Below are 15,864 nucleotides of genomic sequence, written 5' to 3' on the forward strand. Positions count from 1 at the left end.
GTTTTACTTGCCAAAGCAACAAATAGTTCTGCGAACTTAAATACTTTCTGCGACTTAAAAATATCCCTAAAACAAAAAATATAGTGAGTAATTCAAATAATAATCAGACTGCCGTACTTCTTGTAAATCTTGGAACTCCCGACGAACCTACAGTGGGATCGGTACGCCGCTATCTATCTCAGTTTCTAAACGACAAAAGAGTTATTGATTTGCCTTGGCTCTTCCGAAAGGTATTGGTAAACTTTATCATCGTACCTTTTCGTGCACCTAAGTCTGCCAAACTCTATCAGCAGTTATGGACTAAGGAAGGCTCTCCTTTATTAACCAACACTCTTCTGCTGCAAGAAAAGGTACAGAAAGAACTAGGTGATCAGGCTAAAGTATTTATGGCGATGCGTTATCAGAATCCATCTATCAGAAATACGCTTAATGCCATTCGTGAAGAAGGATACAGTAAAATCGTTCTTTTACCTCTTTTTCCACATTATGCCTCTTCAACCTCATCTTCGGTTATTGAAGCCGTATGGGATGAAATAAGAAACTGGAACGTAATTCCGGGTGTGCAGATGATTACCCAGTTTTACGATCATCCCGGATTTTTAGATGCTTTCACAAAACGTATTTCATCTTATAATTTGGATGAATATGACTTTGTTCTTTTTTCCTATCATGGTCTTCCAACACGTCACACAGACAGGGTTCACCCAAAGATTTCAACCTCTCAGTGTACTTGCGATAAGGCGATGCCCGAACATGGCAAATTCTGTTACAGGGCTACATGCTATGAAACTACCCGCCTTTTGGCTGAGCGTTTAGGTTTATCAAAAGATCGTTATACAACTTCCTTTCAATCACGCTTATCCAATTACTGGTTAAAACCGTTCACTGATGCTACATTGACTGAGCTTCCTCAAAAAGGATTTAAACGTGTGCTTGTTGTCGCTCCTTCATTTGTTGCAGACTGCCTCGAAACTATTGTTGAAATTGATTATGAATACAAAGAATTATTTATAGCTAATGGCGGACAAAAGCTCACCATGGTCGAAAGCCTCAATGCTGACGATAGCTGGGTAAGTGCAGTAAAAGATATGGTAAAAAGTTATATTTGATCTTTTATTTCTATATGAAGTGTCAGAAAGAGTTTATATAAAACAGAAAGAGATACCCCCTCAGTTGAGTATCTCTTTCTTTCCAAAAACCATAAAAAACAAAACCTTAAGGCTTCATACCTAAAGCTAAGATATATCCTTTATTGATAGTACAATTGGCAAACTTCATATTTTCCAGAAGATCGGTCATAGCTTTCCTTATCACTGCCTGATCGGGTCTAACAGCACGTATTTTAGCAAAATTACTTCTATCCTGAGAGGTATAATCTACTATCAGATTCCAATTTTCAGGAGCTTTTATAGAAACCATCCCTCTTTCGGAATCCATCTTTTTGTAAGGCCAGTAATGCCATCCGATATTGTTACGTTCCATCAAACGAGTCCAAGCCGCAATCCATTCATCTGTATTTTCTCCTGTTTCGCCCATATAGATGGGGAGATTGACACTGTCACGGAAGTTTACAAAATCCTGAATATTACTTTGTAGTGTATCACACCAATAACGATGGCAGGTATACATCATCTTATCATCGAATTTAGAATCCTTGAACACATTGAAATTTCCGTTCCATTGAGCGCCTCCCAGCAGTACAATGTGATTGGGGTCTACTGTACGGATAGAATCTACACATCTTTTGTACAAAGGCTCTAGTGAATCGTTCAGGTTTGCATGTTGTTCCAGAAAATAGTGTGCAATCGGCTCATTCAAAAGGTCATAACCCAGAATAAGCGTATCATTTGCATAATGCTGAGCCACTTTTTTCCATATTTCGCAAAACTGAACTTTACTTGCTTCGCTTTCCATTAACCAAGGGTATCCGTAACTATCGTCAATATTATCGCCTGTTTGACCTCCGGGAGCATCATGCATATCGAGTATAACATACAAGTTTTCCTGACGACACCACTCTACTACCTGATCGATCATCTCGAATCCGTTCTGATTGGCTGTCAACCCCATGTAATCTTCATCCGTAAACATTTTGTAATGAAAAGGAATACGAAGTGAATTCATTCCGGTTTGTTTGATATACTTTATATCTTCCTGAGTGATGTAGTTTTTCTTAAACTCCTGCCAAAACCAAGCTGTGAAATCGGGTCCTACCAACTCGCAGAAAGCTTCGTTTATCAACCGGTACGAACTTACATCCTGAAAATGGAACATATATCCTTCGGGATTGAGCCAGTTACCAAGATTAGTTCCCTGTATCAGAAGTTTCTCTCCATTCGATTTTATTAAATCGGGGCCTTCTACTCTAATAAATTTCGAACCATCTGTCTTCTTGACTTCCTTTGGTGAGCAACTAAGTAATACCAGAGGTAGGATTAGATACAATAACTTTTTCATGAATATTTCTATTTAAGGTCACAGACCTGTTATTTATCAATAAAAACGGTCTAAGCTTTTCAATTTACATATAAAGCTTAGACCGTTCTCCTGTTTATTCTTACGTATTTATTGTTCCTGTGAATCTTTAGATGAAAACCTGCTGAATTGCTCCGGCAATAATTAACAGTAACGATTCGGAATCCATGATTAAAGAAATCTCAGCTATGAAATCTGCACACAAGAAATAGAGCATCGCGATAACTCATTTAAGATTCACGTTCAATAAAATTATATGGCGTTATAAGTCATTTCCTCCGAAATGATGTAAGAATAAACTAAGGTCTGAGACCCTTTATTTTTTCATTAGATCACTTTACTATTGTATAGCGAATTTAGCTTCCAAGCCGTCTTTACTGCTTGAGCCTATCCATAAATTGAAATCTCCGGCTTCTGCTTTTTTCACCAGATCTTTACCATAGAAAGCCAGATCGTCTGTTGTCAATTTAAATTCTACAGTTTTCGATTCGCCGGCTTTCAAATCTACACGTTGGAAACCTTTCAACTCTTTTACCGGGCGAACGATTGATCCAACCAAATCTCTGATATAAAGCTGTACTACTTCAGTACCATCTACTTTGCTTGTATTTTTCACAGTCACTTTAGCAGTAAGTTCTCCACCCATAGGGATAGATGTAGCCGATAATACAAGATTCGAATATTCGAATGTACTGTATGACAACCCGAATCCGAATGGATATAAAGGATCTTTTCCCGAATCGAGATAGAAAGAGGTATTACCTAACGATGTTTGCCCTGCTTCGGTAGGTATATCATCCAAAGCCATCACCTGAGCGGGAGCCGGACGACCTGTGTTGTTATGATTATAATACATAGGTATTTGTCCTACTTCTCTGACGAATGTAGCCGGAAGTTTTCCGCTTGGGTTGGCTTTTCCAAACAATAGATCCAATATTGCAGGACCTCCCATCGTTCCGGGATGGAAGTTGTAAAGTACTGCATCTGCATAAGGTAGATCACGCTCTATAGTCAATGGGCGACCTGCCATAATAACTAATACGACCGGCTTACCTGTACTTTTTACAGCTTTCAGAAGTTCGGATTGTACGCCTATCAAGTTGATATTTGACAATGAATGTGCTTCTCCCGAAAGTATAGCTTCTTCACCTAAAAATACGATTGCAACATCAGCTGAAGCTGCCGCTTGTTTTGCTTTCTCAAAATTGGCTGTACTTTTATCGCGGCTGAAAGACAAAGCCGGCTCATATACATAGTTTATATTTTTGTATGTAGTTTGCAATGCTTTTAGAGGTGTAACGGTATGGTTTTTATCACCATCAAATACCCAAGTACCCATCTGATCATGAGGTGCATTAGCCAATGGTCCGATAACTGCAATCTTCACATTTTCTTTCAGTGGTAATATATTGTCATTCTTTAATAATATAGCCGATTTTACAGCAGCCTCTTTTGCTGCTTGTAAATGCTCTGCCGAGTATAAAGTTGATGGCTTGTTTATATCTACATAAGGGTTTTCGAATAGCCCCATACGGAATTTCACTCTTAAAATATTACGAACGGCATTATCAACATCTGCGAGAGTAACCTCTCCCGATGCGACCAACGATTTCAAATTATGTGAATAAGCTCCGCTCACCATTTCCATATCTACACCTGCATTTGCCGATATTTGGGCTACATCTCTGGCGTCTTTAGCAAATCCATGAGCAAGCATCTCGGTCATCGAAGCCCAATCTGAAACTACAAAGCCATCGAATTTCCAGTCTTTGCGAAGTACATCTTTCAACAGGTGTTTGTTTCCTGAGGCAGGTATTCCATCATTGTCGTTAAATGAGGTCATTAATGTGGCTGCTCCTGCATCAATTGCCTTTTTGAATGGTACTAAATATACATTGTATAATAAATGAGGAGGGATGTTGGTACTGTTATAGTCACGACCACCTTCTGCCGCTCCATAACCGATAAAGTGTTTCACACAAGCTGCAATGGATGTAGGGTCTGAAAGATTCTTTCCTTGAAATCCTTTTACCATAGCTGCACCTAATTCGCCGGCCAGATATGGGTCTTCTCCCAAGCTTTCGGCAATACGTCCCCAACGGGCATCCCGCGAAATGTCTAACATGGGAGCAAATGTCCAGTTAACACCTAATTCACGAGCTTCGGCAGCTGCCACGTGTGCACCCGATTCTACCATCTGAGGATCAAATGACGCTGCTTGTCCTAAGGGTATAGGAAAGATTGTTTTAAAGCCATGGATAACATCGCGTCCGATAATCATAGGAATACCTATTCGGCTATTTTCCAAGGCTACTTTTTGTAATTCGTTTACCTGCTTTGGATCAATAATATTAAGTAACGATCCTACTTCTCCTTTCTTGATCTGTTGAACAAGTTCTTCACTCATACCATTGAAGTTCAACTGGTTCATCTGACCGATTTTTTCTTCAAGAGTCATTTTGGATAATAACTGCTCAATCTCTTTATCGTAATTCTTTTGTTGTGAATATCCCATAAACAGGTTCAATAAGCATAATACACCTAATAATTTGATCTTCATCTGCTATATATTATTTATGTAAATAAAGTCTCGGACTTTAATTAATGAATTTATAATTTTCCTGGGTTGAATTGCCTTTTAAGGTGAGTATATATACTCCATTTCGGGGTAAATCCGAGCAATCAATACTTGCGTTATCATCTTCAACAGACTTTGTTTTATAAAGCCTGCCTTGGATGTCTCTTATATTAAGAGTGGTAATGTTTCCATCTTTAAGATGGAGCGAAAGCGATTTATTTTCTTTATTAAAAGTAAATGGCACCTCATCACGTAGCTCTTTTTCGATGGAAGCTACCTCCTTCTTTTGATATACTCTTACGTAATCAATCTCATATTTCGAAGGGAATATATCTTCGGCAACTCCTTGTAAACCTCCCCAGTCACCTCCGATAGCCAAATTTAATTTCAGATAGAAAGGTACATTAAAGGGCCATGTACGTTTATCTCCTAAATGATCGTTTTTAAAAGTAAAATAGGCAACTCCATCCACATATCCTGTAATTTGATCTTCAGTCCATTCTAATCCGTATACATGAAATTCGGTTTCTGCGTTTTTAATATCTTTAGTTGCTGTTTTTTCCGTACCGATTTTATGATTGTACAAGTCTGTATGGATTGAAGCTTGGGTTACATCAGGACGATAACCTACATACTCCATTATGTCAATCTCTCCATCCAGTGGCCATGCTGTAAAATTCTTAGGCATCATCCAGAATGCCGACCATGTACCTCTGCCTGCTGCTACTTTTATTCGAGCTTCGAAATACCCATACTTCCACGATTCGACAGTATTCATGCGAGCCGACACATAATCCATCCCGTAGTAGGGCTTCGGACGTTTAAATGCTGTAATAATTAAGTTACCATCTTTTATTTTTACTACTGTATCGGTACCTGCTGTACGATCGGTATAGTATTGCAGTTCATTATTTCCCCAGCCGCTGCCTCCGGTTTCGAACCACCATTTATCTCCCGGAAGAGGTAGTGAACCATTCGTGTTAGGAGCTTCATTAAATTCTTCCTGCCAAACAAGATCATATCCTGCCGGAGCTTGCGATTTACAGAGTAATGTGCTGCAAAAGAAGAGTGCTATGGCTGTAAATAGATGTTTATTTATCATGGACTTTTGCTTTTACGGTCTCAGACCTATTTATAATTCTCTCTATTAAGTATACATATAACCGATTGTTATTAGTAAATACTTTCTAGTACTTATAAAGCAAAGCAGATTACCTAAGTAAATCGGGAAGGTAATCTGCTCTCTTCACACTTTGACAATTACTGTTTAACCTTAAATCTCATATACCAATTGATGCCCGATCCCTTCCATTGCAATTGCAATGCAGTTTCTGTCAGCTCCAGAATTTCGTATCGTACATTTCCCAATACATCGGGACTTGCTACATAACTTGGAAAACCTTTGCCTGAAAAAGTAAGATAAAGTTTTCCGTCAGCGTCTCTATCCATAAACCATGTTTGACCCGCAGGTTGAGTATATGGTACGGTAACAGCTACAGTTGACCCATTGGGATATAAATCGGGAGCCATTGTTTTGGCTGCAGATTCATTTACATAAATATCATTATTTGCTTTTAATGAGTAACTACGTGTTGCATTGAGATTAAAAGTGAGTTCGTCATCGTAAATGCCTCTTCCTTTTAATTCATTAGGGCCTGCACTCCACCAATTAGGAGTAGTTGTGCTCGGTTCGCCACATCCTAAGTGACCTTGAACCGAAGAATCCCATATCCATACTTTGGGGGTATCTTTTCCTGTCAACAAATAAATTATAGGATCATTGTTAGCAACACTCACTTTAAATGATTTTGGTTCACTTAAACCGCCACGACCGTATGCCTGAATAGAACCGTCATATTCTCCTGCCCACATATATTTGAGGGAGAATGATCGTTTATTGGTAGACATAACCGATCCGTCGAGTTTGGTTATAGCCCAATAAGGTGAAATCAGATCACTTGTAAAATCGAACTGAATTGTATTGGGATCTTCGGCACTGGGCGTCATTGTAAATTTAATATCATCAACCGATGGTGCATCGCCAATACTCGGCTTACTTCCTACTTCGGGATCGCATCCTGTAAACAACAGAGCCATACCCAGAAGACCTAATATATATTTTTTCGCTTTCATGATTTTCTAAAATTAAGGTTCCTGTTAATAAGGGTTTTGAGTTAATGTACCTTGAGCTTTATCGATTTCGGATTGAGGTATAGGCAAGTGTTTTTTATTGGGGTTGAAACCTCTTGCTCCCAATACTTGTTCTGCTTTACCGAAACGAACCAAGTCCCAGAAACGGTGTCCTTCCAAAGCAAACTCCAATCGGTTCTCCATCAAAAGATTATCCAGAGTTGCTGTTTTTTTGTAGTTCCCTGTATTTTTGTAAGCTCTCGCTCTTACCTTATTTAAATACTCATCGGCTTGAGTTTGACTTCCTCCTGTACGAACTAGTAGTTCTGAGGCGATCAAAAGCGTTTCTGAATAACGGTATACACGATAGTTATTTCTATAATTCAAATCTTTATCTCCTGTACTCTTGCTGTTTCCTCCTTGACGTGGCAGGTATTTACGATTGAAATATCCGGTGTCATCATAACGTGGACTATAACTTGCGTCAGGATATTCTTCTTTATATTTTGCAAAGTTAAGGATACCTCCATCTTTACGTTGATCGGCTGATTCGTACGAATCGTACAATTCTTTTTCAACCGGTTCGAATCCCCATCCTCCGGCAAACTCAGGACTATTGCTAATACCATTGATACCTATAAGAGTTGGATATACACTACCTCCGGTTGCCAAAGGATTACCCCAGCTACGTCCGCTTAAATCATCCGAATAGTTAACTTCGAAAATAGATTCTTTACTCCATTCGCCTTTATCTTCCCATATGTCTGCAAAAGAATCGTTAAGTTCATATACACCAGAGCCAATTATAGCTTGCATATCTTTCAATACTTCTGCATATTTAGTCTCATCCTTTTGATACATTACAACATTAGCTCTCAACATCTGAGCTGTAGCTTTAGTTATACGACCAATCTCCTTATTTGCGGTAACTGTTAATGGAAGTTTATCTCCATTCAAGGCAAAATCCAGATCTTCTACAATCTTTGCATAAACCTGATCTGCAGGCATCTGAGGAATAAGGAAAGGGGGTGTTGACGGGTTTACACTGTAATAAGGAACATTTCCCCATAATTTCCATAACCAGAAGTAATAATATGCTCTCAAAGTATGAGCTTCTGCCAAAATTCGATCCTTAGTTGCAGGATTCAAATTAGGCACATTGTCGATACGGTTGATTACAATATTCGAACGGTTGATTCCTGAATAGAATACTGTCCAAAGTGCTTCACATACATATACGGGTGTTGCATTAAAGAATCGCATACGTTGCAAATGCTCGTTATCCTTTGCATTACCTCCACCTATACGTGCATCATCCGACATAGCATCCGATACAAACTGAAGCGGATTGTATTGTCCGAATGCCCAATCGGGCCACTGAAGAGGACCATATGCAGCTACTAAACCTTGAGTGATTCGTTCTTCCGAATTATAAAATTCTTCTTCGGGTATTTGTGTTGTTGGTGAAGACTCCAGAAAAGACTCTGAACAAGAGCTTAACACTAGTAGAGCAGTCAGACCAAATAATACTATTTTTTTCATTGTGATTTCGTTTTAATAATTAAAATGTAACAGTTGCACCTACAGATACTGTTCTTGCCTGAGGATATACACCTCTGTCTACTCCCAATGAAGTACCTCCTGATGAAATTTCAGGTTCAAAACCATCATATGAAGTGAAAGTCAACAAGTTTTCTGCCGAAATATAAACTCTGACAGCTCCCAGATATGCTTTCTTAACAATGTATGCAGGTAAACTATATCCGAACTGAATGTTTTTAAGCCTTAAGAATGAACCGTCTTTTACGTATAAATCCGAAGATTGCCAGTTTCCATTATCATCATTTAGTGATAGGCGAGGTATTCTGTTCGAAGAACCCGGTCCTGTCCATCGGTCTAGCATATATCCGGGTAAGTTGACACTTGCAAGGTCGATTCTTCGTGTTCCGTCAAAAATATCATTACCGGATGTTCCTTGTAATATCATATTAAAATCAAAACCGTTCCATTCTGCACCCACATTAAATCCAAACATCCAATCCGGCATACCTTTTCCTATTTTGGTACGATCATCATCACTAATAACTCCGTCTCCGTTTAGGTCAACAAATCGTACATCTCCGGGTTGTGCCTTAGGTTGTATCAGTTTACCGTCTTTATCTACATATTCGTTTATCTCTTGTTGAGTCTGGAAGATACCATTGGTTTTAAGTCCATAGAAGAATGGGAATGGCTCACCGTTTTCAGCTCTTGTGATTGTTCCGATACTTTGGATACCATCATAATTAGCCCATCCGTTGCTATTACCTAATTCGATCAACTTATTTTTAATATAGGAAGCATTTCCTCCTACATGTATCGATACATCTGCTACTTTAAATTGATAGGAAGCATCAAACTCCACACCTGTATTTTTCATATCTCCCACATTACCCATAGGAGGGGTGTCGCCGATATATGCAGGTAAAGGCATTTGCATCAACATACCGTTGGTTCTCTTATCAAACCAATCTACAGTGAACGATAATGCACCATTGAAGAAACGAGAGTCAAGTCCAATATTGGTTTGTTCCGATTCTTCCCAACCAATAGCAGCATTCGGATATCCGTTAGGTTTAGATCCGGGAGCTACAATAATAGCACCTTCTCTTCCGAAAATATAATTATTTCCACCATCAATCATGGTAGTATATCTGAAATCTCCGATTTGGTCATTACCATTTTGTCCCCAGCTACCACGCAATTTCAATGAGGTAAGGAAATCGGGACGATCTGCCATGAATTTCTCATTGGTAATATTCCAACCTAATGATACAGAATAGAAATTAGCCCATCTGTTATCGGGTCCGAATTTAGTAGAACCATCACGACGCATTGTAAGTTCACCCATGTATCGTTCCTGATAGTTATAGCTTAAACGACCGAAGTAAGAAGCCAAACGATAGTAAGGCCCCATTTTACCTGATGCTTCACGTGCTTTTTGAGGCTGATCGGTAAAATCGATATTAGCTCTGTCAGGGTTATCATCTCTCAGCAAGTAGCTTTGTCCCCAAAGTGAACGTGATCTGCTTGACAATGCCGATTGACCTAATAAGATTGTAAAATGGTGATCTTGTATATCTTTTGTATAAGATAATGTATTTTCAATCTGCCATGTAAAGCCTCTGTTCATGGATGACCAGACTTTCGACTCATCTACATGGTTACTTTTTCCCAGATAATAAGGTTGCAGATATCCGTCAGCACCCCAGAATGCAAGATCAACCCCATAAGACGATTTGAATTTAAGGTTCTTATAAAGTTCAAGCTCTCCCCAAAAGTTAGCTAAAATCTTATCCGAGTTATTTTTCTCGGGAGGTAACGACAAAGCTGCTATCGGGTTAGTTATTTCATTGTATTGATCGCCTACGATTGTAAATACATTTCCATTTCGGTCTCTTACTGCTGTTGGATGAGCAGCTAATGTAGCTTCGGGATCAGGTGCTAACACGGTTAACATAGGCGATATAGCCAAAGCACTACCCAGTGGCGAACCAAACTCACTATTTGTACTGATTCCTGTAGAGTTTATACGACCGTAAGTCAAATTAGTACCTATCTTCAAAGTAGATAGTACACTGCGTGTCTTAGAATCGTCAAATACTGTATAGTTATTATTTAAACGGATAGAATATCTTTCGTAGTTTGATCTCCCGAAATTACCTCCAACGATACCTTCTTGATTGAAATAGCCTAATGACAAATAATAATTTCCTTTATCATTTCCACCTGCTACACTCACCTGATGTTCGTACATAGGAGCATCCGAGTTAAATGTTTCTTTTTGCCAGTCGGTACCTTTTCCATACGATTGAGGATCTGCATAAATAGGAGCTTTTCCCGAATTCATGTTCTGCTCATTCATCAAGATAGCATATTCGGTAGCATCAAGCACAGCTCTTTTCTTGGCTGCATTCTGCCATCCGTAAGTAAAGTTATATGTAACTACAGCCTTTCCTGATTTTCCTTGGCGGGTAGTTATCAAGATTACACCATTAGCTCCACGCGTTCCGTAGATTGCAGCGGATGCAGCATCTTTAAGGACTTCTACCGACAGCACATCTGCGGGATTGATGTTATCGATTCCACCCGAAATAGGCATTCCGTCTACGATATATAGAGGATCACTGTTATTGATAGTACCTATACCACGGATACGCACTCTCGATCCGTCTCCGGGTTGTCCGGATGCCTGAGTAATATTTACCCCTGACACCATACCTTTCAGTACGTTATCGATACGAGTAGGAGCTTTCAGAGCTAAGTCGTCGCCTCTTACGCTACTGATAGCAGCTGTAACGACGCTCTTCTTTTGAACACCATAACCTACGACAACAACTTCATCCAAAAGCTCTCCGGCTTCTTCGAGCTTTACGTTTAATGATGTTGAGGAAGCTTTAACTTCAAGATTTTTATAACCTAGATAAGTAATTACTAAATCTGAATTAAGTGGAGCATTGATTTGAAAGGCTCCGTCCAGATCGGTTATAACTCCGTTTGTAGTGTTTTTCTGAACTACAGATACTCCTACAAGTGCTTCACCTGTTTTTGCATCTGTGACAATTCCTGTAATTTGATTGCCTTGGGCAAAAGCAATCATCGGGAAAAATATCAGGAACATAACAAGTCCTAATAATTGCCGATTGATAGCAAACATTTTTTTCTTCATGGTTTGATTTATTTAAAGGTTGTTGCAGAATCAAATCTGCGGAAAACTTCTTTTCGGTTGATGAAGGTATTGGCAGAAGTCTTTTTGTGAAAAATTTTAACTACGTCAAAAACTCAAAAAATAAAATCTTGTATACGACAACACTACTACAACTGACATATAACATATTATAAATCATTTTTTTAATAATAAAAAACATACTTCAAAAAACTTTTGTTTACATTTAAAAATCTTTTATAACTTAGTGTACTTTTAACTATGATAAACTATGAAATATATTCTACATATAATTTGCTATTTACTGCTGTTTCAATTACCGGCTTTTGCTTCGTGGCAACGAAACATAATCAACTATGAAAGGAACACTTATAAAGGTGGTTTTCAGAATTGGATGGTTAAGCAATCAAGCAACGAGTGGATGTATTTTGCCAATACAAACGGCTTATTAGAATTCGATGGTGTAAACTGGAATTTATATCCTATAAAGAATAAAATTGTAAGGTCTATAGAGTTCAGCGAAAAAAAAATTTATGTGGGAGGAAGCTCCGAGTTTGGCTACTTTGAACCTAACAGTATAGGACAACTTGCTTATCATTCGCTTTCCGAAAAACTGGCTAACTGGTGGGGAGAAGTTTGGAGCATATACACTGTAAAGGATAAAACCTATTTTCTCGACGATGGAAGTATATTAGTTTATGACCCAGCAGCAGATACTATCTCTGTCATCACCACTAACTACAAAATAGATTGCTCCACTATAATTAACAACAAAATATATATAGGAACAGCAGAAGGTATATTTTTTCTGAATCACAGAAATAAAATAGAACTGCTTGCTCCATCGGAATCGCTTAAAGGATCGAAAATTGTTGAAATGATTCCATATGACAATAAGATATTAGCTGTTACAGCCCGTGATGGAATATTTTTGATGGATCATATGTGGAATAACAAAATACGCTCTATTGCCGATGGCTTCATTGCCAAAAACCAACTATTCTGTGCTTCGTTAACGGGTTCTAAAATTGCATTGGGTTCTGTTCAGAACGGAGTTTTTCTTTTCGATCTCAAAGACCCGCAATATCACGAAGAGTTTAACATAACAAACGGCTTAAGTAACAATACCGTATTAAGCTCTACATTCGATAAAAACAATAACCTGTGGTTAGGACTCGATAAAGGAGTTGGATACATCGACTTACAATCTCCAGTTCGTCCTCTTTTTGCCATAAATTCACTTATCGGAACCGGTTACTGCTCTGCCCTGTTTAACAACGAGCTTTATCTGGGAACCAATCAGGGTTTATACAAACTTGATAAAAACGGTACCTGCCAACTCATTAAAGATTCGGAAGGTCAAATCTGGTCGTTAAATGTCTATGATAATTCACTGTTCAGTGCCGGCGACAATGGTATAATCGTCATATCTCCACAATCTACCTATAAGATAAATCTGACAGGTATCTGGGAAATACATCCTCTGGCTTCAAATAGTAATCGTATGATTGCAGGAGCCTATTCGGGATTCAGAATATTAGAAAAAAAGAATGGAGTCTGGCAATTCTCTCATAATGTTGGCAATTTCTTTAACTCATCACGCGGTTTTATCGAAGATGACATAAACAATACTTTCTGGGTTGTAAATATGGGAGGATATATTCAGAGAATAACTCTTGACAACGAGCAGAAGGCAATGATAAGCCGAAAAGAATATGCTCTGAAAAATATAGTAATAGACGAGAATACTACTTTCAGCAAAATTGACAATAATCTGGTAATATGTGCTCAGGATGGAATTTATCAGTACAGCCGTATCTCGGATAATTTTGATCGCTATCTCCAACTGGAAAAACTTTTGGACGGAAGTAGATATTATGAATATCTGAAAATGGACAACCTGAAAAACATATGGTATGTTTCAGACCGCAGTCTTAAGTTTTTACCTTATAAGAAAGATGGATATACCCAGCAAACCTATAACATCGGGTTAGCGAATGATCTGATAGGCGGGTACGAAAATGTCTCTCTTCTCGATTCGACATCTGCAATTGTAGCTGTAGACAAGGCTTTCGTCAAGGTCGATTTATCTCGTGAACGCCAGATAAATCACAATTTGAATATTGCTATCCGAAAGCTGGTGGCAACCAGCAATGACAGTACTCTTTATTATGGAAATTCATCTCAGAAAATTGTCATACCTTATTCATTAAACTCTATTAATATCCATTTTGCTGCTACCGAATATTCGAAAAATGAAGATATTCTTTATTCATATCGATTGAAAGAGATAGATGAAAAATGGAGTACACCTTCACCTAAGACCATCAAAGAATACACAAAGTTGATGGAAGGGGAATATACGTTTGAAGTAAAAGCTTATATAAAAGGTGAGAATACACCGGGACAAACAACAGCTATCAAATTTGAAATTCTATCACCTTGGTATCGCTCTATATGGGCTTATATTGTCTATGGCTTATTCCTTATGTTGCTTTCGTTTATCGTATATCGAAGAACAATTGGTAAACAAAAGAAAATAATCAACGAGAAAGGTGCTTTACTGATTGCTCAAAGCCAACGTTACGAAGAGGAAAGGATGCTAAAGGATAAAAAAATATATGAACTGCAAAACGAAAACCTGAAGACCAAACTTCATTATAAAACACAGGAATTATCGGGCTATATACTTAATATCGTCCGAAAGAACGAAATGCTGGAGGATGTCCGTAAGAATGTAATGAGTATATCGAAATCTTTGGATGAAAACAAGCAGCCGAATATCATAAAACAGAAAGTGGTTCGATTGATTACTCAGATCAATAATAATATTGATCACGATAAAGACTTTCAGATTTTCCAATCAAATTTCAATCTCATACATAAAGATTTCTTCAATTTATTAGATGACAGGTATCCGAATCTCACCCGAAATGATAAAATATTATGTGCTTATCTGAAAATGAATCTTACATCGAAAGAAATAGCTCCTTTATTAAACATCTCAATTCGTGGAGTAGAAGTTAGCAGGTATCGACTACGAAAGAAAATGAATTTGGATAAAGATATTAATCTATCTGATTTTCTACATAGCCTTAAGTAAAATCGCCTATATTTTTTACTTTATCGAAAGGATAATATTTATCAATTACGCCAATCTTTCTAACGCACCCTTTGGGTTTGTTTTTCATTTTGCCTTGATGCAAAACGAAACAAAAGATCAAGACTGTGCCTTTTGCCCGACCCGCTACGGGCTCGAAAGCTAAAACAAAAGAAAAACATTTATCGTTGATATCCTTTTGTTTCTTAACGCTTTCATTCGCCCTGCGGGTACCCCGTGCAACCGCCAAGGTCAGTAGCCTGACGGGCAAAAGCGATTTACGTGCGTCAGCTCCAGTGCATCAGTGGCACAGCCGTTGGCTGACAAGCGAAGCAGGCGTAAAACTAAACGTGCCATAAGGCAATAGGTTTAGTTTAGCCTGCAGGCTTAAGTCAGTCAGGCGAGCCACGCAGCACAAAGCCTTTTTGATTCCTTTTGCGGCTTTGGGCAAAAGGAATACAAGCAATCTTTGATTGTGTGTAGTTAAAAACAACTTAATTAAAGGACTTAGTTTCCACCTTTTTTATAAAAAAAAGCCTGCGAGGACAACCCTCACATAACAGGCTGACATACAGAAAACAAACTACACTTTAACAAAACTCAAACAGGCTTTATTTTTTAACTTAATTCCGTTTCACCAAATTAAAGTCCTGATTTTTAATTGTTTTTTCATATCTTTGTGTTGATGAAAGAATTATTCTCTCATTATTCAGATTAGGTCTGCAGCATATTTTTTGTCAATAATCATTAGACAAAGGCCCTTCGAAAATCTGAATTCTATGTATTTTTTAGCGTAACATCTTTGGACTCCAACAATCATTTGATCTGATTTGTCCTGACATGTGTTGTTATGCACCTATTGTAAAATAATTGTTT

At 38.2% G+C, this 15,864-nt stretch carries 9 protein-coding genes; 2 read left to right on the top strand and 7 right to left on the bottom strand.

What is annotated here, in order from left to right; genetic code table 11:
* Positions 1-83: 83 nt before the first annotated feature.
* The gene (gene hemH, locus G7051_RS05580) at positions 84-1,109 is read left to right on the top strand and encodes a ferrochelatase (RefSeq protein WP_166198973.1); all 1,026 of its coding nucleotides are present in this window, start codon (positions 84-86) and stop codon (positions 1,107-1,109) included.
* Positions 1,110-1,215: 106 nt separating this feature from the next.
* Here hemH and G7051_RS05585 read toward each other — a convergent pair whose 3' ends face one another.
* From G7051_RS05585 to G7051_RS05610, 6 genes are all read right to left on the bottom strand, one after another.
* Positions 1,216-2,457, bottom strand: coding sequence for a glycoside hydrolase family 5 protein (locus tag G7051_RS05585; RefSeq protein ID WP_166198974.1), 1,242 nt, complete (start codon positions 2,455-2,457; stop codon positions 1,216-1,218).
* A gap of 358 nt (positions 2,458-2,815) precedes the next feature.
* Positions 2,816-5,035, bottom strand: coding sequence for a glycoside hydrolase family 3 N-terminal domain-containing protein (locus G7051_RS05590; RefSeq protein WP_166198975.1), 2,220 nt, complete (start codon positions 5,033-5,035; stop codon positions 2,816-2,818).
* 37 nt (positions 5,036-5,072) lie between these two features.
* Positions 5,073-6,155 (bottom strand): family 16 glycosylhydrolase, encoded by a 1,083-nt coding sequence (locus tag G7051_RS05595; protein ID WP_166198976.1) that lies wholly within the window; start codon positions 6,153-6,155, stop codon positions 5,073-5,075.
* 158 nt (positions 6,156-6,313) lie between these two features.
* Positions 6,314-7,186 carry a hypothetical protein gene (locus tag G7051_RS05600; protein ID WP_166198977.1) on the bottom strand — a complete coding sequence of 291 codons (873 nt, stop codon included), beginning with the start codon at positions 7,184-7,186 and terminating at the stop codon, positions 6,314-6,316.
* Between the two features lie 24 nt (positions 7,187-7,210).
* Complete coding sequence (locus G7051_RS05605) at positions 7,211-8,725, bottom strand: RagB/SusD family nutrient uptake outer membrane protein (RefSeq protein WP_166112245.1); 1,515 nt, start codon at positions 8,723-8,725, stop codon at positions 7,211-7,213.
* A 19-nt stretch (positions 8,726-8,744) separates the two neighbouring features.
* The gene (locus G7051_RS05610; RefSeq protein WP_255493330.1) at positions 8,745-11,891 is read right to left on the bottom strand and encodes a TonB-dependent receptor; all 3,147 of its coding nucleotides are present in this window, start codon (positions 11,889-11,891) and stop codon (positions 8,745-8,747) included.
* A gap of 268 nt (positions 11,892-12,159) precedes the next feature.
* On the opposite strand from G7051_RS05610, the gene G7051_RS05615 reads away from it, so the two are divergent.
* Positions 12,160-14,991 carry a triple tyrosine motif-containing protein gene (locus G7051_RS05615; protein ID WP_166112248.1) on the top strand — a complete coding sequence of 944 codons (2,832 nt, stop codon included), beginning with the start codon at positions 12,160-12,162 and terminating at the stop codon, positions 14,989-14,991.
* On the opposite strand, the gene G7051_RS05620 is transcribed toward G7051_RS05615, so the two are convergent.
* Positions 14,984-15,259 (bottom strand): hypothetical protein, encoded by a 276-nt coding sequence (locus tag G7051_RS05620; RefSeq protein ID WP_166198978.1) that lies wholly within the window; start codon positions 15,257-15,259, stop codon positions 14,984-14,986. The two genes, G7051_RS05615 and G7051_RS05620, sit on opposite strands and share 8 nt — an antisense overlap.
* Positions 15,260-15,864 lie beyond the last annotated feature (605 nt).

This window comes from Dysgonomonas sp. HDW5B (genome assembly GCF_011299335.1).
GTDB lineage: Bacteria > Bacteroidota > Bacteroidia > Bacteroidales > Dysgonomonadaceae > Dysgonomonas_A.

Coding starts and splice junctions, on each gene's coding strand:
- G7051_RS05600 (WP_166198977.1), bottom strand. CDS start 7,186: ATGAAAGCGAAAAAATATATATTAGGTCTTCTGGGTATGGCTCTGTTG.
- G7051_RS05590 (WP_166198975.1), bottom strand. CDS start 5,035: ATGAAGATCAAATTATTAGGTGTATTATGCTTATTGAACCTGTTTATG.
- G7051_RS05585 (WP_166198974.1), bottom strand. CDS start 2,457: ATGAAAAAGTTATTGTATCTAATCCTACCTCTGGTATTACTTAGTTGC.
- G7051_RS05610 (WP_255493330.1), bottom strand. CDS start 11,891: ATGAAGAAAAAAATGTTTGCTATCAATCGGCAATTATTAGGACTTGTT.
- G7051_RS05605 (WP_166112245.1), bottom strand. CDS start 8,725: ATGAAAAAAATAGTATTATTTGGTCTGACTGCTCTACTAGTGTTAAGC.
- G7051_RS05595 (WP_166198976.1), bottom strand. CDS start 6,155: ATGATAAATAAACATCTATTTACAGCCATAGCACTCTTCTTTTGCAGC.
- G7051_RS05615 (WP_166112248.1), top strand. CDS start 12,160: ATGAAATATATTCTACATATAATTTGCTATTTACTGCTGTTTCAATTA.